At 69.3% G+C, this 15,570-nt stretch carries 17 protein-coding genes; 2 read left to right on the top strand and 15 right to left on the bottom strand.

The window, feature by feature from the left end:
• Window positions 1-40: 40 nt before the first annotated feature.
• From H4J02_RS01915 to H4J02_RS01890, 6 genes are read right to left on the bottom strand one after another with little or no spacing between them, the layout of a single operon-like run.
• Window positions 41-1,555, bottom strand: coding sequence for an ABC transporter substrate-binding protein (locus H4J02_RS01915; protein WP_187675448.1), 1,515 nt, complete (start codon window positions 1,553-1,555; stop codon window positions 41-43).
• A 47-nt stretch (window positions 1,556-1,602) separates the two neighbouring features.
• Entirely contained in the window at window positions 1,603-2,631 is a 1,029-nt protein-coding gene (locus H4J02_RS01910) for an ABC transporter ATP-binding protein (RefSeq protein WP_187675447.1), read from the bottom strand.
• Window positions 2,628-3,665, bottom strand: coding sequence for an ABC transporter ATP-binding protein (locus H4J02_RS01905; protein WP_187675446.1), 1,038 nt, complete (start codon window positions 3,663-3,665; stop codon window positions 2,628-2,630). The genes H4J02_RS01910 and H4J02_RS01905 overlap by 4 nt, the downstream gene beginning before the upstream one ends.
• Before the next feature lie 5 nt (window positions 3,666-3,670).
• Window positions 3,671-4,576 carry an ABC transporter permease gene (locus H4J02_RS01900; RefSeq protein WP_187675445.1) on the bottom strand — a complete coding sequence of 302 codons (906 nt, stop codon included), beginning with the start codon at window positions 4,574-4,576 and terminating at the stop codon, window positions 3,671-3,673.
• Entirely contained in the window at window positions 4,573-5,502 is a 930-nt protein-coding gene (locus H4J02_RS01895) for an ABC transporter permease (protein WP_187675444.1), read from the bottom strand. The genes H4J02_RS01900 and H4J02_RS01895 overlap by 4 nt, the downstream gene beginning before the upstream one ends.
• Entirely contained in the window at window positions 5,502-6,377 is an 876-nt protein-coding gene (locus tag H4J02_RS01890; RefSeq protein WP_187675443.1) for an inositol monophosphatase family protein, read from the bottom strand. Before H4J02_RS01890 ends, H4J02_RS01895 begins: the two co-directional genes overlap by 1 nt.
• Window positions 6,378-6,664: 287 nt before the next feature.
• Between H4J02_RS01890 and H4J02_RS01885 the strand changes: the two genes are divergently transcribed.
• Window positions 6,665-7,480 carry a DeoR/GlpR family DNA-binding transcription regulator gene (locus H4J02_RS01885; RefSeq protein ID WP_187675442.1) on the top strand — a complete coding sequence of 272 codons (816 nt, stop codon included), beginning with the start codon at window positions 6,665-6,667 and terminating at the stop codon, window positions 7,478-7,480.
• A 14-nt stretch (window positions 7,481-7,494) separates the two neighbouring features.
• Here H4J02_RS01885 and H4J02_RS01880 read toward each other — a convergent pair whose 3' ends face one another.
• Together H4J02_RS01880 and H4J02_RS01875 are read right to left on the bottom strand one after the other, a co-directional pair.
• Complete coding sequence (locus tag H4J02_RS01880) at window positions 7,495-8,841, bottom strand: hypothetical protein (protein WP_187675441.1); 1,347 nt, start codon at window positions 8,839-8,841, stop codon at window positions 7,495-7,497.
• 20 nt (window positions 8,842-8,861) lie between these two features.
• Window positions 8,862-10,331 carry a glycosyl hydrolase family 28-related protein gene (locus H4J02_RS01875; RefSeq protein WP_187675440.1) on the bottom strand — a complete coding sequence of 490 codons (1,470 nt, stop codon included), beginning with the start codon at window positions 10,329-10,331 and terminating at the stop codon, window positions 8,862-8,864.
• 151 nt (window positions 10,332-10,482) lie between these two features.
• On the opposite strand from H4J02_RS01875, the gene H4J02_RS01870 reads away from it, so the two are divergent.
• Window positions 10,483-11,196, top strand: a complete 714-nt coding sequence (locus H4J02_RS01870) for an MgtC/SapB family protein (RefSeq protein WP_187675439.1) — start codon at window positions 10,483-10,485, stop codon at window positions 11,194-11,196.
• A gap of 6 nt (window positions 11,197-11,202) precedes the next feature.
• Here the strand turns inward: H4J02_RS01870 and H4J02_RS01865 are convergent, their stop codons facing one another.
• From H4J02_RS01865 to infA, 7 genes are all read right to left on the bottom strand, one after another.
• Window positions 11,203-12,144, bottom strand: coding sequence for a sugar-binding transcriptional regulator (locus tag H4J02_RS01865; protein ID WP_187675438.1), 942 nt, complete (start codon window positions 12,142-12,144; stop codon window positions 11,203-11,205).
• Window positions 12,145-12,294: 150 nt separating this feature from the next.
• Complete coding sequence (gene rplQ / locus H4J02_RS01860) at window positions 12,295-12,846, bottom strand: 50S ribosomal protein L17 (protein ID WP_187675437.1); 552 nt, start codon at window positions 12,844-12,846, stop codon at window positions 12,295-12,297.
• A 71-nt stretch (window positions 12,847-12,917) separates the two neighbouring features.
• Window positions 12,918-13,907, bottom strand: a complete 990-nt coding sequence (locus H4J02_RS01855) for a DNA-directed RNA polymerase subunit alpha (RefSeq protein WP_187675436.1) — start codon at window positions 13,905-13,907, stop codon at window positions 12,918-12,920.
• Window positions 13,908-14,050: 143 nt separating this feature from the next.
• Window positions 14,051-14,449 (bottom strand): 30S ribosomal protein S11, encoded by a 399-nt coding sequence (gene rpsK, locus H4J02_RS01850; protein ID WP_149324693.1) that lies wholly within the window; start codon window positions 14,447-14,449, stop codon window positions 14,051-14,053.
• The gene (gene rpsM, locus H4J02_RS01845; RefSeq protein WP_187675435.1) at window positions 14,449-14,829 is read right to left on the bottom strand and encodes a 30S ribosomal protein S13; all 381 of its coding nucleotides are present in this window, start codon (window positions 14,827-14,829) and stop codon (window positions 14,449-14,451) included. Before rpsM ends, rpsK begins: the two co-directional genes overlap by 1 nt.
• Window positions 14,830-15,059: 230 nt before the next feature.
• Window positions 15,060-15,176 carry a 50S ribosomal protein L36 gene (rpmJ, locus tag H4J02_RS01840; RefSeq protein WP_055821300.1) on the bottom strand — a complete coding sequence of 39 codons (117 nt, stop codon included), beginning with the start codon at window positions 15,174-15,176 and terminating at the stop codon, window positions 15,060-15,062.
• 56 nt (window positions 15,177-15,232) lie between these two features.
• The gene (gene infA, locus H4J02_RS01835; RefSeq protein WP_100365313.1) at window positions 15,233-15,454 is read right to left on the bottom strand and encodes a translation initiation factor IF-1; all 222 of its coding nucleotides are present in this window, start codon (window positions 15,452-15,454) and stop codon (window positions 15,233-15,235) included.
• Window positions 15,455-15,570: the final 116 nt, after the last annotated feature.

Below are 15,570 nucleotides of genomic sequence, written 5' to 3'. Positions count from 1 at the left end.
CTCGGTCGTTCCGTGCGGCGCCGGGTGTACCCGTCGCCGTTCACTTCGCACGGAGCACGACGGCGCTGTAGTCGTTGCGGTTGCCCGCGTCGATCGTCACACCGGTCACGTAGTCGCGGTAGGCGACGTTCGCGGTCTGGTCGGCGGCCCAGATGGCGGGCGCATCCTCCCAGAGGATCTTCGAGGCCTCCGCGTAGAGCGAGATGCGCTCCTGCTGGTCGACCGACTCGCGGGCGGCCGTGACGAGGGCGTCGTACTCCGGGTTGGCGTAACCGAGGCGGTTCGCGCTGCTCACGTAGAGACGGCCGAGGTGGTAGTCGGCGTCACCGCTCGTGACGGACGGCGACTGCACGTTCATGTCCCAGTTGAGCGCGAGCAGGTCGTCGAGCCAGATGGCCTGCTCCTTGGGCAGCGGCTCGACGGTCACGCCGATCTCGGCCCAGTAGGAGATGACCGTCTGCATGAAGGGCGGCACGCCCGTGCTGCTCGAGAACTGCATCGTCGTCGAGAACCCGTCGGGGTAGCCCGCCTCGGCGAGGAGCTCCTTCGCGAGCTCCGGGTCGTAGGTGTAGGGCTCGAGCTTGGCTGCGCCGAACACGGCCTGCGGAACCGGCGCCTGCGCGACGGATGCCTGGTCGCCGTAGAGGTCGCTCACGATCTGCTCGAGGTCGAGCGCGTGCCAGAGCGCCTGGCGCACCCGCACGTCGGTGTAGGGCTCGCGGCTGCTGTTGAACCAGATGTACTGGATCGCGTAGCTCGGCACCGACTCGAACGTCACCGAGTCGAGCGACTGCACCTCCGGGATGGCGTCGGGGCTCACTCCGTCGATGATGTCGACCTCACCCGTCGAGAGCGCCGAGATGCGCGCCGCCTCCTCGGGCATGCCGATGTAGGTGATCGTGTCGAGCTTCGTCTCCGGACCCCAGTAGTCGTCGTTGCGGCTGAGCGCGAAGCGCTGGTCGGCGACGAACTCGTCGATCACGAAGGGACCGGTGCCGATGGGCTTGGCCCAGTAGGCCTCGTCGTTGATGACCGCGCCCTGCCCGATGAGGATCTGCGACAGCGTCGTCAGCAGGGTTCCCAGCGGGGTCTTCGTCTCGATCGTGAGGGTCGAGTCGTCGGTCGCCTCGATGTTCTCGACGGCGGCGAGCAGCGGCGCCAGCGGCGACTCCGTGTCGATGAGTCGTCGCAGCGACGCACGCGCGTCCTCGGCGGTGAGGACCGTGCCGTCGCTGAACTTCACGTCCGAGCGGATGGTGAAGACCCACGTGAGGTCGTCGGGGTTCTCCCACGACTCGGCGAGCCACGGCTCGAACGAGTCGCCGTCGCGCTTGACGAGCGGCTCGAGCACGTGCTGCATGGGCCCGATGATCTTGCCCTCGGCCGAGTTCTGGAGGACGTCGAGGTTGATCGGCAGCGATGCCAGACCGACCTTGAGATCCTGCTGTTCCGCGAGGGGCGCGCCGTCGGACCCCGTGTTCGCGCACGCGCCGAGCGTGAGCAGGGCGCTGACCGCGATCGCGATCGCGCCGAGACTGCGTCGGGTGACGCTCATGGTGTTTTCCTTTCGGTGTGTGACATGGGACTTGCGTGGTGCCGCCTTCACTCGGGCTCCCCCGTGAGATGGCAGGCGTCGGGATGGTCGTGGCCGCGTCGGGCGAGCGCCGGCACGGATTCTGCGCAGATGTCCCGGGCCATCCAGCAGCGGGTGCGGAAGCGGCATCCGGATGGCGGGTCGGCCGGCGAGGGGATGTCGCCGCTGAGGACGATGCGCTCGCGGCGGTCCTGGCGCCACGGATGCGTGACGGGGATCGCGGAGAGCAGGGCCTGCGTGTAGGGGTGCAGCGGCTCGGCGAAGATCTGCTCGTAGCTGCCCGACTCGACGAGCTTGCCGAGGTACATGACGCCGACCTGGTCGGAGATGTGCCGCACGACCGCGAGGTCGTGGGCGATGAAGAGGTACGAGAGCCCCATCTCGGCCTGCAGATCCTGCAGGAGGTTGAGCACCTGCGCCTGGATCGACACGTCGAGCGCGGAGACCGCCTCGTCGCAGATGATGAGCTTCGGCCGCATCGCGAGGGCGCGGGCGATGCCGATGCGCTGGCGCTGCCCGCCCGAGAACTGGTGCGGGTAGCGGTCGGCGTGGTCGGGGTTGAGCCCCACGCGGTCGAGCAGCTCGAGCGCGCTCTGCCGCCAGCTGCCGCGCGGCCCGAAGCCGGGCTGCACCTGCCATCCCTCGCTCACGATGTCGACGACCGTGCGGCGCGGGTTGAGCGAAGCGTGCGGGTCCTGGAAGATCATCTGGATGTCCCGGCGGACGCTCTTGAGAGCCGCGCCGCGCACCGTCGTGAGGTCGCGTCCGTCGAAGCGGATCGTGCCCGACGTCGGCGTCTCGAGGCCGATGATGGTGCGTGCGACGGTCGACTTGCCGGAACCGGACTCGCCCACGAGGCCGTAGGTCTCCCCCGGCATGATGTCGAAGCTCACGCCGTCGACGGCGCCGATCTCGCCCACCTTGCGTCGCAGCACGTTCGAGCGGATGGGGAAGGTCGTGCGCAGCTCGCGCACGCTCAGCAGCGGCTCGCCCGCCGCCGAGGGGACCGCGCTCCGCGTGGGGGTCGTGAGGGTCATGCTCCGACCTCCTCGGCGCGGTGGCAGGCGGACAGGTGGAGTGCCGTGCGCCCGGGCATCTCGCGCGGCTCGGGCCGCACCTCTGCGCACAGGGCGACGGCCATGGGGCAGCGCGGGTGGAAGGGGCAGCCCTGCGGGACACGCCGCGGGTCGGGCGGCGAGCCCTCGATCGGGGTGAGGCGTCCGCGCGGACCCTCGAGGTCCGGAACGGAGGCCATGAGCCCGACCGTGTACGGGTGGGCGGGGCGGTCGTAGACGTCGCGGATCGCGCCGCTCTCGGCCACGCGCCCGCTGTACATGACGACGGTGCGGTCGGCGACATCCGCCACGACCCCGAGGTCGTGGGTGATGAGCAGCAGGGCGGTGCCGTCGAGCTCCTGCACCTCGGCGAGGAGCGCCATGATCTGCGCCTGCACCGTGACGTCGAGCGCGGTCGTCGGCTCGTCGGCGATGATGAGCGACGGCCGCAGGGCGAGCGCCATCGCGATCATGACGCGCTGGCGCATGCCGCCCGAGAACTGGTGCGGGAAGTCGTCGACGCGGCGGCGGGCCGCGGGGATGCCGACGCGCTCCATGAGCTCGATCGCGCGCTCGCGGGCCTCCCGCCGGGAGACCCCGGCGCGGCGCCGCATGGCCTCGCCGATCTGCGCGCCCACGCGCATGACCGGGTTGAGCGAGCTCAGCGGGTCCTGGAAGATCATGGCGATCTCGGTGCCGCCGAGAGAGCGCGTGTAGCTCGCCGGCTGCTGCAGCAGGTCGACCCCTCGGTAGAGGATGCGGCCCGCGTCGACGCGGCCGATCGGCTTGGGCAGCAGGCCCATGATCGTCTGCGCCGTCACGCTCTTGCCGCTGCCGGACTCGCCGAGCACCGCGACCGTCTCACCCGGGTGGATGTCGAACGAGAGCCCGTCGACCACGCGCACGCGGCCGCGCTGGGCCCCGAACGACACCGCGAGATCCTGGACCGACAGCAGCGGCCCGTCTCCCGCATCCGGACGCGGCTGCTCGAGCAGCGTCGTGAGAGCTTCCGACATCGGGCTCACACCTCCTTCAGGCGGGGGTCGAAGCGGTCGCGCAGCGCGTCGCCCAGGACGCCGAACGCGATGACGAGGATGGCGAGGCAGATGCCGGGGATCGTCGAGATCCACCACGCGCTCGCGAGGTAGTTGCGGCCGCCGGCGATCGTGAGGCCCCAGCTGGGGGTCGACGGCGGGGTGCCGAGTCCGAGGAACGACAGCGACGCCTCCGCGAGGATGATGCTGCCGATGTCCATCGTCGCGATGACCATGACGGGTGCGACGCACGCGGGGAGGATCGTCGTGCGGATGGTGTGCCAGTGCCCGGCGCCGAGGGTGCGCGTCGCGTCGACGAACTCGCGGTTCTTCGTCGCGAGCACCTGGCTCCTCGTCACACGGGCGTAGGTCACCCATCCGCCGATCGCGAGGATGATGATGACGTTGACGACGCTCTGCCCGAGCACGGATGCGACGAGCACGGCGAGCAGGATGCCGGGGAAGGCGAGCTGCACGTCGGCGAGGCGCATGAGCACCGAGTCGACGACGCCCCCGAAGTAGCCGGAGAAGATGCCGATCAGCACGCCGATGACGCCCGCGATGATGAGCGCCGAGACGCCCACGAGCATCGACATCCGGGCGCCCTGGAGCGTCTGGGCGAAGAGGTCCTGGCCGACCTGATCGGTGCCGAAGAGGGCGATCGAGCCGTCCTGGCGCGTCGCGAACGGCGGCAGCAGCCGGTTGGCGGTGTCGGTCGCGACCGGGTCGAACTGCACGAGGATGGGGCCGACGATGGCCGCCACGAGGTAGAGCGCGATGATGCCGATCGAGACGCCGATGCGGAGGCTGCCGCGCTTGCGTGCGCGCTCCCGCGTGGGCGCCACGGCGAGCGCCGCCGTGGGCGTGAGCGTGCTTTCCGTGACCCCGGTCATCGCTTCCCTGCCAATCGCACGCGCGGGTCGAGGTACCCGTAGAGGACGTCGACGACCAGGTTGATCGCGACGAAGACGAAGGTGATGAGCACGATTCCCGCCTGCACGACCGCGTAGTCGCGGTAGCCGATCGAGTCGACGATGAGTCGGCCCATGCCCGGCCACGAGAACACCGTCTCGATGACGACCGTGCCGCCGAGGATGCCGCCCGCGTAGAGGCCGACGACGGTGACGATCGGGATGAGCGAGTTGCGGATGGCGTGGGCGACGATCACGATGCGCTCCGAGAGGCCCTTCGAGCGGGCCGTCTGGATGTAGCCCTCGTTGACGACCTCGAGCAGACCGGAGCGCGTGAAGCGCGTGAGCGTCGCCGAGAACGGGAGGCCCGCCGCGAGCGCGGGGAGGACGAGGTGGGCGAAGGTGCCCGCGCCGCCGCTCGGGAGCACCTGCAGCTGCCGGGCGAAGATGAGGATGAGCACGAGGCCGACCCAGAACGACGGCGCCGAGTGCGTCACGAGCGAGAGCGTCGTGACGGTGCGGTCGATCCGGGTGTCGAAGTTGAGGGCCGCGAGGATGCCCATCGAGACGCCGACCACGACCGCGACGACGAGGGCGGCGGCCGCGAGCACGAGCGTGAGCGGCATCCGTCCGAGCACGTGGCTCATGGCGTCGCCGCCGAGGCGCACCGAGTCGCCGAAGTCGAGCTGCAGCGCGCCCCAGAGGTAGTTGAGGTACTGCAGGATGACGGGCTGGTCGAGGCCCATCTGCTTCCGAAGGGCCTCGAGCTCGCCGAGCTGCGCATCCGGACCCAGGATCATGAGCGCGGGGTCGCCCGGCACGAGGCGCATGACGACGAAGACGAGGCTGACCGTGCCCCACAGCACGAAGACCGAGAGGAGCAGCCGGCGGGCGATGTAGGCGGCCATTACTGCGGGTTCACCTGCTCGACGTTGAAGAACTCGGCGCCGAAATCGCTCGTCTGCAGGAGCATGAGCAGCTCCTCGAAGATGAACGGGGTCGCGGCGAGCACCGAGCGGCGCACCTCGTCGAGGTGCGTGACGTGCACGCGCGCGCCGGCCTCGCGCGCGATGAGCGCGCCCGCGGCGATGTCCCAGCGGAAGATGGGCGACTCGACGTAGGCGTCGGCCGTGCCCTCTGCGACGCGGCACAGCTCGAGCGCGGCGCTGCCGTGCCGGCGCAGGTCGCGCACGCCGGGGGCGACGTCGGTGAACATCTCCATCTGGCGGCGACGCTGGGCCGCGTCGTACGAGAGGCCCGCGAGCACCATCGCGTCGGCGAGCTCGGGCGTGCGGCGGGCGCTGATCTCGACGTCGTCGCGCCAGGCGCCCTCGCCGCGGATGCCGGTCCACATCCGTCCGGTGACGGGCTCGATGACGGCGCCGACGAGCGGGCCGTCGGCGTCGACGGCGGCGATGCTGACCGACCACTCGCGATCGCCGAAGAGGTAGTTGACGGTGCCGTCGAGCGGGTCGACGACCCACGTGATGCCCGTGCTGCCGCCGTCGCGCGAGCCCTCCTCGCCGACGAAGCCGTCGTCGGGGCGAGCGCCCAGGAGGGTCTCGCGGATGACGGTCTCGGCCACGCTGTCGGCCTCGCTCACGAGGTCGGTCGGGCTCGACTTGGTGGAGACGCGGTGGGGCTGGTCGGCGCGGGCGAGCAGTTCGGCTCCGGCCGCCTGGGCGGCTCGCCGGGCGATGCCGAGCAGTTCGGATCCGAGGGAGGCGGGCGCCGCGGGCAGGGCGTCGGTGGCGGCGCCGGGCTTCGCGCTGGAAAGCGTCATGCGGCGGGCTCCCCCCGAGTCCATGCTGGCATCATCACAAGCATGGTGCGAAGTTACCACGCAGTATGCGATACGTCCAATCCTCGGCGAGAAGGAAGTTCCGACCGTCAAGAACCCTCAGAAATCGTGGGCACACGGGTACCTAGAGGCCGACGCGATCGGATGTCGCGCTCCGCGATTCGGAGCAGTAGTGTTAAGTACCCGCGCGGCTTCTCCGGGCGGCCCCAGGACTATCACAAAGACGTTGTTAGGTTGAGGCGCCACATGATCGGACCTCGAGGAGAGACATGACCCAGCATCCCCAGGCGCTGCGCCGACTCTCGCCGGCCGACCGCCAGAGCGAGCTCGCCGACCTCGTCATGCGCGAGGGCTCGGTCTCGCCGCAGCAGATCTCCGAGATCTTCGGCGTGAGCCTCATGACCGCCCACCGCGACATCGACCAGCTCGTCAAGGCGGGCATCGTGCAGAAGTACTACGGCGGCGTGACGGCGCTGCCGTCGGCGGTGTTCGACTCGAGCATCCACTTCCGGTCCCGCTCGGCCCGTGCCGAGAAGTCCGCGATCGCGCGCACCGCCGCGTCGCTCGTCGAGCCCGGCATGGTCGTGCTGCTCGAGGACTCCACGACGACGCTCGCGCTCGCGCACGAGCTCGTCGACATCGCCCCCCTCACGGTCATCACGAACTTCCCCGAGATCGTGGAGGTGCTCAAGGGGCGCGACGAGGTGCGCCTCATCATGCTCGGCGGCGTGTACTCCGCCGGGCACGACGCCTACCTCGGCCTCCCCTGCATCGACGCCGTCGCGCGCGTGCGGGCCGACATCCACTTCTCCTCGACGTCGGCCATGTCGACGACGCAGGCCTTCCACTCCGAGCAGGACGTCGTGCTCGTCAAGCGGGCCATGATGTCGGCCTCCGACCGCAGCGTGCTGCTCATGGACCACCACAAGATCGGCCGCACGGCGCTGCACTCCGTCGCTCCGCTGAGCGATTTCACCGACCTCGTCGTCGACGACGGCACGGATGCCGACACCCTCTCGACTCTCACGGCACGGCATCCGGGCCTCCACGTCGCGGAGCTCGCGCCCGAGGTCGTGACGGGCTGAGCCGCCGCCCGCGATCAGATGATCGCGATGCCGTTCGTGAAGTCGGTGACGTTGTCGTTGATCGCCTCGACGAAGCGGTCGGCGATGTGCACCTGCCCGCGGTCGTTCGGGTGGATGTCGCCCGCGAGCGTCATCGCCTCGAGATCCCAGCCGTCCTCGAGATCGACGGCGTGCACGTTCGTGAACTCCGAGACGACCTGGTCGATGGCGGCCCGGTACATCGCGGTGCGGGCCGGCCAGTCCGTCACGTTGCGCCGCACCGGCTCGTACGCGACGAAGACCTCGGGCGGCGTCTTCCGCGGGAACAGCGCGGTCGACAGGAAGCCCCAGCCGCTGCCGCGGTTGGCGACCCGCACCTGCACCGTCTTGAAGTCGGCGGTCCCCGCGGCCGCGTTGAGGCCGGTCACACGCACGGCGAGCGGCCAGAGGTTGAGGCCCGCCGAATCGGCGATCACCGAGGTGTAGGGCGCCATCATGCCCGTCGGGTCGATCTCCTGGATCTTGGTGTTCCCCACGTAGACGTCGAGGCCGCGGGTGGCCGTCGTCGACAGCGCCGCGAAGATCAGGATCCAGCACTCGTCGCCGCTCACCCTGAACTGCCGCCAGTCGCCCACCTGGTTCGAGCGGAAGAGGTGTCCTCCCGGGAACATGTTGACGTACTGCGCCGACGACATCGTCTGCCAGGCGTGCCCGCCCGGCGCGGTCGAGCCGACATCCACCGTGCTCGCCTTCTGCCCCTTGCTCGACACGACGGCGATGAGCGAACGCAGGCAATGCGACCAGAACTCGACGTACTCGGGTGTGTGCGCCCACGGGTGCGTGTCGCCCGTCTCGTTGAGGTAGTTCTGGATCGTCACGACGCCGCGCGGCATCGACCTGTGGTCGGGGTCGTTGTTGACGCCGTGCGCGTGCTCGGACGACGCGATCGTGGCGAGGCCCGGCCACGTGCGGTCCTTGTCGGTCGCCCGGATGCCGTTGAGGGCGAGCGCGAGCGTGTCGGGCAGGTAGGTGGCGCCGCGGCCGAAGGGCACGACGTCGGCGAAGCCGATGAGCTCCTTGAGTCGGAGCGGGTACTCGCCCCGGTCGGGGGTGCAGTACGGGCTCGGCACGACCGTGAAGCTGTGGCCGTAGGAGTAGAGCGTCGACTGGCGGAGGAAGGGGTTGAAGACCCCGGCCGAGCCGGCCGCGAGCGCGCGGCCGGCCGCACTGGACGGTGCGGCCGACTGTGCGACGGTGGCGCCCGCGCTGGCGGCGGCGACGGCGGGCGCCGCGGCGGCGGTGTCGAGCGCGACGGCACCCGCGGCACCGGCGGCGACGCCGAGGCCTCCGAGCAGGAGTCCGCGACGGTTGATGGTGGTCATGTGGTGGTGGCTCCCGGTGTCTAGTTGGTGGTGTTGTAGGCGACGACGTCGCTCGTCGAGCCGGAGTGGACGGTCGGCACCTGCCGGAAGCGGTTCATCCGCACCGAGGTGCCCTGCGAGGTCGAGACATCGCACACGACCCCGACGGCGGGCGCGCTGACGCTGCCCGTGTACTGGGCGACGTTGCTGTCGAAGCTGTTCCAGATCGCGTTGCCGTTCGTGCCGCTGCCTTCGACGACCGCGATCGCGCCGTTGGCCCCCGTGTTGTGGAAGGTGTTCGTCGAGATGTGCGCGCGACGCGTGCTGCGCAGGTGCACGCCGTCGTAGTTGTGGCTCAGGCAGTAGTTGTCGCGGAAGCTCGTGTCGTTCGAGTTCTCGACGAAGAGGGCATAGCGGCCGTAGCGGAGCATGTTGCCGATCACCTGTGCCCACGACGAGTCCTTGCGGATGTCGACCGAGATCGCCTTCTCGCCCGGCTCCACGACGAAGCGGTTGTCGGCCACGAGCACGTCGGTGCTCACGGTGCAGGCGAAGCCGTAGAGCATCGCGTCCGACTCGCCGTCCGCGACGGGCGTGGGGCGGCGCGTGAGCGTGAACTCGTTGCCGATCACACGGAGGCCCTCGGTGTTGACCCACCGCGTGCCGGCGTGGGTGAGCGCCTCGCCGACGCAGTTGAGCACGCGGATGTTCCGGTAGATGCTCCCCGCGGGCGCCTCCTGGTGCGTGCCGACCGCGATCGCGGGGGCCAGGTAGCTCGCCGACGGCCCGAAGTAGCAGCTGACGATCGTGATGTCGGCCGACATCGTGCCGTCGGGTGCCCCGCCCATCCCGAGTGTCGGATGCGCGCGGTCGATCTGGATGGCCTCCTTGCGCACGCTGATGGTGGCGTCGGGCCGCATGCCCAGGAACCGGCAGTTCTCGACGAGGGCGTGCCGCGTGCTGTTGAGCTCGAGGTGGTGCATCGCGGTGCAGTCGAGGAAGGTGCAGTCGCGGATGACGATGTTCTCGCAGTGCACGAACGAGACCATGTTCGCGGGCAGCGCCCGGCCGTCGCCGTCGAAGGTGAAGCCCTCGATCGTGATGTCGCCGTGCCCGTTGTAGGCGGTCGTGGTCGTGTCGGTGAGCGACCAGTTGCCGAGCAGCTCCGCGCCGTAGGAGGGCGCGCGCGTGATGGTGGCGCCGCGCCCGTGGAGCATCGTGCCCTGCTTGACCATGAGCGCCGCGCTCACGACGTAGACCGCGGCGTCGAAGAAGAGGCTCGCGCCCGCCGCGGCGTCGAGGGCGTCCTGCAGAGCTGCCGTGTCATCCGTCACGCCGTCGCCGACTGCCCCGAAGTCGGCGACGTGGTGGACGCCCGGCACGCTGCTCACCGCCATCGCGGCCTGGGCGGCCTGGGCGCCGGATGCGCGCCCCCAGCCGTGCGATGCGGCCGCGCCGACCGCGGCCCCGAGACCTCCGGCGAGAACTCCTCGACGTGTGACGTGCTCCATGTAAACCCCTTTGTCGCATGGACTCGATCGGGCGGGTGCCGATTGAAGGGCGCTCGCTCATCTGAGAGGCTGGTGTATCATCTGAGATCTGTCAAGACTTTCTCGTCTCTCGGTCCCGCGCGACGCCGCCGGCGACCCGGATGGAGCACCCATGCTGCAGTTCGACCTCTTCAGCGAGACCCTGCTGACCGAGGTCGTGCTCGCGAGCCTCGCGTTCGTGCTGTCCGCGAGCATCGGCGCCGAACGGCAGCGCCGCCTCAAGAGCGCGGGCGTGCGGACGCACACCCTCGTCGGCCTCGGCTCGGCGATCTTCACGCTCGTCTCGGCCTACGGCTTCAGCCACACAGTCGGCCCCGACACGATCGTCGACCCCTCGCGCATCGCGGCGCAGATCGTGTCGGGTATCGGCTTCCTCGGCGCGGGCGTCATCTTCGTGCGGCAGAACGTCGTCAACGGGCTCACGACAGCCGCATCCGTCTGGGTCACGGCCGCGATCGGCATGGCATGCGGGGCCGGGATGCCGGGGCTCGCGATCATCTCGACCCTGCTGTACTTCCTCGCCGTGACGGCGCTCAGCTACGCCGCGCGGCGCATCCCCCGGTCCGACACGGGCGAGACCCTCGTCGTGCGCTACCGCGAGAACCGCGGCGTCATGCGTGTCATCGTCGAGACCGCGACGCGCCTCGGCTACAAGATCGCGCTGTTGCAGACCCGCAAGTTCGAGACACCCAAGGGGCACACGATCGTCGAGGCGAACATCACCTTCACCCACCGGCGTCGGGCCTCCCCCGACGAGCTCATCTCACAGCTCTCCGAGACGCGCGGCATCGTGTCGGTGAGCGCGGCGGGCGAAGAGGACGGCTGAGTCCCGTCACCGCGAGGCGTCGGCGCGCTCCTTGATGAGGGCCGCGAGGTCGCTCCCCATCACGAACGTCGTCACGAAGCCGGCGCGTGCGGCGGCGAAGACCGCCTCGAGGCGACCCGCGCTCGGCACGACCGCGACGACCTCGGGGGTGCGCGCGAGCTGCTCGAGCCGCACGCTGATGATGCGCTTGTCGAGGCGTGTGACGACGGGCTCGCCGTCCGCCCCGAGCAGGCGCCCCGAGATCTCCGCGACCGCTCCGGCATCCGCCGCGAGCTCGCGGTCCGCCCGCGAGACCTTGTCCCACACGCTCGACTCCCCACCCTTCCACTCGGCGAGCGAGACGACCGCCAGGTCGAGCCGGTCCGCGCGGTCGAGCGCCTGGGCGATCTCCGGCTGCTTGCGGAGATCGCGCGCCGTCGACTCCTCGTCGACGACGAGCGGGGCGTGGATGGGCCAGGTGTTGATGCCCGGGCTGTCGCCGAGGCGCGAGATGAGCTGCGGAAGGCTGCCGACGCCCGGCAGCTGGAGGGCGCCCGCGAGCTGCACGATGTCGCAGGGCGGCGGCTCCTTCATGAACTTCGCCGCGATGTCGAGCGTGCGCGACCACGAGAGCCCCACCGTCATGCCCGGGCGGATGAGGTCCTGGATGGTCTCCATGACGGTGCGTCCGAGCACCTCGCTCGGCGCGAGCTCATCCGAACCCGCCTCGGCGATGCGCACCTGGCGCACGCCGAGAGCCGCGGCGACCTCGGCCGCGAGCGTCGTCGTGAGCTCCGACTGGGGGCGACGCAACTCGATGCGGACGACGCCCGTATCGACGGCCTCCTTGAGCAGTTTGGCGACCTGGAAGCGGCTCACGCCGAAGCGCTCGCCGATCTCGATCTTCGACAGGCCGTCGAGGTAGTACGCACGAGCGACCTCGTAGTGCAGCTGCGTCCCGTCAGGCATGTCCCTGTCATTCCTCGAAGGGGCCCGGGCGGTGTCGGGTTCCCGGATCGACCCCATGTGGGAGCTTATCGGCTCATCTGAGCGGGAGGCGGGAAAGCAGAAGGCCCCGCTCGACGTGAGCGGGGCCCTCTGGGAAAGGGATGCGGGGAGTTACTTCTCCTCCGACTCCTCGGCGGGAGCGTCCTCGGTGGTCTCCTCGGCAGCAGCCTCGGTCTCCTCCGCGGGCGCCTCGACCTCGGTCGACTCCTCGACGGGGGCCTCGGTCTCCTCGACCGGGGTCTCCTCGGCGGCGGGCTTCGCCTCCGCCTTCGGGGTCTCGACGCGGGCGGCCGACTTCTTCACGACCGGCTCGAGCACGAGCTCGATGACCGCCATGGGGGCGTTGTCGCCCTTGCGGTTGCCGATCTTCGTGATGCGGGTGTATCCGCCGTCGCGCTCGGCGACGAGCGGCGCGATCTCGGTGAAGAGCTCGTGCACGACCGACTTGTCGCTGATGATCGAGAGCACACGACGACGCGAGTGCAGGTCACCGCGCTTGGCGAAGGTGATGAGACGCTCGGCCACGGGGCGGAGGCGCTTGGCCTTCGTCTCGGTGGTCGTGATGCTCTTGTGGGTGAACAGGGCCGCGGCGAGGTTCGCGAGCAGCAGGCGCTCGTGCGCCGGACCGCCGCCGAGACGGGGACCCTTGGTGGGCTGGGGCATGATCAGTCGTTCTCCAGGAGTTGCGCGTCGCGGATCATCGCGGCGCAGAGGGTTCTGTGGTCAGTGCGGGCTCAGACGGTCTCGTCGTCGTATCCGCCGTAGAAGTGCGCGCCGTCGAAGCCGGGCACGCTGTCCTTGAGCGAGAGGCCGAGCTCGACGAGCTTGTCCTTCACCTCGTCCACGGACTTCTGACCGAAGTTGCGGATGTTCATGAGCTGCGTCTCCGAGAGGGCGACGAGCTCGCTGACGGTGTTGATGCCCTCGCGCTTGAGGCAGTTGTACGAGCGCACCGAGAGGTCGAGGTCCTCGATGGGCATCGACAGCTCGCTCGAGAGCACGGCGTCGACCGGGGCGGGCCCGATCTCGATGCCCTCGGCGGCGGTGTTCAGCTCGCGGGCGAGACCGAACAGCTCGACGAGCGTGCGACCGGCCGAGGCGAGCGCGTCGCGCGGCGTGATCGCCGGCTTCGTCTCGACGTCGACCACGAGGCGGTCGAAGTCGGTGCGCTCACCGGCACGCGTGGCCTCCACGCGGTAGGTGACCTTGAGCACGGGAGAGTAGATCGAGTCGACCGGGATCTGGCCGGCCTCGGAGAACTCGCTGCGGTTCTGGGTGGCCGAGACGTAGCCGCGGCCGCGCTCGATCGTGAGCTCGAGGTCGAACTTCGCCTTGTCGTTGAGGGTCGCGATGACGAGGTCGGGGTTGTGGATCTCCACACCCGCCGGCGCCGAGATGTCGGCGGCGGTCACCTGGCCCGCGCCGGTCTTGCGCAGGTAGGCGGTGATGGGCTCGTCGTGCTCGCTCGAGACGACCAGGTTCTTGATGTTGAGGACGATCTCGACGACGTCCTCCTTGACACCCGGGATGGTGTCGAACTCGTGCTGGATGCCGTCGAGGCGGATGCTCGTGACGGCCGCGCCGGGGATCGACGAGAGAAGGGTGCGACGCAGCGAGTTGCCGAGCGTGTAGCCGAAGCCGGGCTCGAGGGGCTCGATGACGAACGCGGAGCGGAACTCCGAGATGACCTCTTCGGAGAGGGTGGGACGCTGTGCGATGAGCACGTGGTTTCCTTTCGGCGAGGGCGTCCGCCATATGACGCCCACGACAGATGCGGCGGGTGGCTGGGCCGCCGTTTGTTGAGTTGTGGAAAGACGTTGGCGCGCTCGGATGACCGGATCAGGACCCGGTCATCCGAGCGGCGAGATCACACGCGACGACGCTTGGGCGGACGGCATCCGTTGTGCGCCTGGGGCGTCACATCGTTGATCGTGCCGACCTCGAGACCAGCGGCCTGGAGCGAGCGGATCGCCGTCTCGCGACCCGAGCCCGGGCCCTTCACGAAGACGTCGACCTTCTTCATGCCGTGCTCCTGCGCCTGACGGGCGGCCGACTCGGCGGCAAGCTGCGCGGCGTAGGGGGTCGACTTGCGCGAGCCCTTGAAGCCGACGCCACCCGAGGAGGCCCAGCTGATGACGGCACCGGACGGGTCGGTGATGGAGACGATCGTGTTGTTGAACGTCGACTTGATGTGGGCCTGGCCCACGGCGATGTTCTTCTTCTCCTTGCGGCGCGGCTTGCGCGCGGCGGCCTTCGGAGCAGCCATTACTTCTTACCTGCCTTCTTCTTGCCGGCCACGGTGCGCTTCGGGCCCTTGCGAGTGCGTGCGTTGGTCTTGGTGCGCTGACCGCGGACGGGCAGACCGCGACGGTGGCGGAGGCCCTCGTAGGAGCCGATCTCGACCTTGCGGCGGATGTCGGCCTGCACCTCACGGCGAAGGTCACCCTCCACCTTGTAGTTGCCCTCGATGAAGTCGCGAAGGGCGACGAGCTGGTCGTCGGTCAGATCCTTCACGCGGATGTCACCGGAGATCCCGGTCTCCTTGAGGGTCGCGAGCGCGCGAGTGCGGCCCACGCCGTAGATGTACGTCAGGGCGACCTCGACGCGCTTCTCGCGCGGGATGTCGACGCCGGCGATACGTGCCATGGCGGCTTCTCCTTATGGAGTCGATCGGAGGTGTGGAGCGCCGCCGGTGCCCGGGCCTCCGAACCCGAGGTGTCCCCAACCGCACGGATGCAGGTGGTTCTGGCGGTGCTTCTTGATCTGTTGAGTTGTGACGTCTGCTGACGTGGGGTCTCGACACGGTCCGCGCTTCGCGCGGGCCTACTCGACCTTGAGCCTTCGGTCGAAACCGCTTCGCGGTGTCGACCTTCGGCTCAACCCTGACGCTGCTTGTGACGCGGGTTCGACTTGCAGATGACCATCACGCGGCCGTTGCGGCGGATGACCTTGCAGTGGTCGCAGATGGGCTTGACGCTCGGGTTGACCTTCATTTTTCCTTCTCGCTGTCCTCGTACCTGCGCGTGCGCAGGCCGTTACTTCCCGAGGGTCACTTGTAGCGGTAGACGATCCGGCCGCGGGTCAGGTCGTAGGGGCTCAGCTCCACGATCACGCGGTCCTCGGGGAGGATGCGGATGTAGTGCTGACGCATCTTGCCCGAAATGTGGGCGAGAACCTTGTGCCCGTTGCTCAGCTCGACGCGGAACATCGCGTTCGGCAGAGCCTCGAGGACAGATCCCTCGATCTCGATGACGCCGTCTTTCTTGGCCATACCCTCTAAATCGCTATCGGTGACACTCGGTCATGCGGGTGATTGATTCGGTGCGGACGGCCGTGTAGGCACAAGACACCAAAGATCGATCCTACCCGATCCGAAGCGAATACGCA

The sequence above is a fragment of the Protaetiibacter sp. SSC-01 genome (assembly GCF_014483895.1).
Lineage (GTDB): Bacteria > Actinomycetota > Actinomycetes > Actinomycetales > Microbacteriaceae > Homoserinibacter.
This window is presented reverse-complemented; position numbering and strand designations above follow the sequence as displayed.

Coding starts and splice junctions, on each gene's coding strand:
- H4J02_RS01915 (WP_187675448.1), bottom strand. CDS start 1,555: ATGAGCGTCACCCGACGCAGTCTCGGCGCGATCGCGATCGCGGTCAGC.
- H4J02_RS01910 (WP_187675447.1), bottom strand. CDS start 2,631: ATGACCCTCACGACCCCCACGCGGAGCGCGGTCCCCTCGGCGGCGGGC.
- H4J02_RS01905 (WP_187675446.1), bottom strand. CDS start 3,665: ATGTCGGAAGCTCTCACGACGCTGCTCGAGCAGCCGCGTCCGGATGCG.
- H4J02_RS01900 (WP_187675445.1), bottom strand. CDS start 4,576: ATGACCGGGGTCACGGAAAGCACGCTCACGCCCACGGCGGCGCTCGCC.
- H4J02_RS01895 (WP_187675444.1), bottom strand. CDS start 5,502: ATGGCCGCCTACATCGCCCGCCGGCTGCTCCTCTCGGTCTTCGTGCTG.
- H4J02_RS01890 (WP_187675443.1), bottom strand. CDS start 6,377: ATGACGCTTTCCAGCGCGAAGCCCGGCGCCGCCACCGACGCCCTGCCC.
- H4J02_RS01885 (WP_187675442.1), top strand. CDS start 6,665: ATGACCCAGCATCCCCAGGCGCTGCGCCGACTCTCGCCGGCCGACCGC.
- H4J02_RS01880 (WP_187675441.1), bottom strand. CDS start 8,841: ATGACCACCATCAACCGTCGCGGACTCCTGCTCGGAGGCCTCGGCGTC.
- H4J02_RS01875 (WP_187675440.1), bottom strand. CDS start 10,331: ATGGAGCACGTCACACGTCGAGGAGTTCTCGCCGGAGGTCTCGGGGCC.
- H4J02_RS01870 (WP_187675439.1), top strand. CDS start 10,483: ATGCTGCAGTTCGACCTCTTCAGCGAGACCCTGCTGACCGAGGTCGTG.
- H4J02_RS01865 (WP_187675438.1), bottom strand. CDS start 12,144: ATGCCTGACGGGACGCAGCTGCACTACGAGGTCGCTCGTGCGTACTAC.
- rplQ (WP_187675437.1), bottom strand. CDS start 12,846: ATGCCCCAGCCCACCAAGGGTCCCCGTCTCGGCGGCGGTCCGGCGCAC.
- rpsK (WP_149324693.1), bottom strand. CDS start 14,449: ATGGCTGCTCCGAAGGCCGCCGCGCGCAAGCCGCGCCGCAAGGAGAAG.
- rpsM (WP_187675435.1), bottom strand. CDS start 14,829: ATGGCACGTATCGCCGGCGTCGACATCCCGCGCGAGAAGCGCGTCGAG.
- rpmJ (WP_055821300.1), bottom strand. CDS start 15,176: ATGAAGGTCAACCCGAGCGTCAAGCCCATCTGCGACCACTGCAAGGTC.
- infA (WP_100365313.1), bottom strand. CDS start 15,454: ATGGCCAAGAAAGACGGCGTCATCGAGATCGAGGGATCTGTCCTCGAG.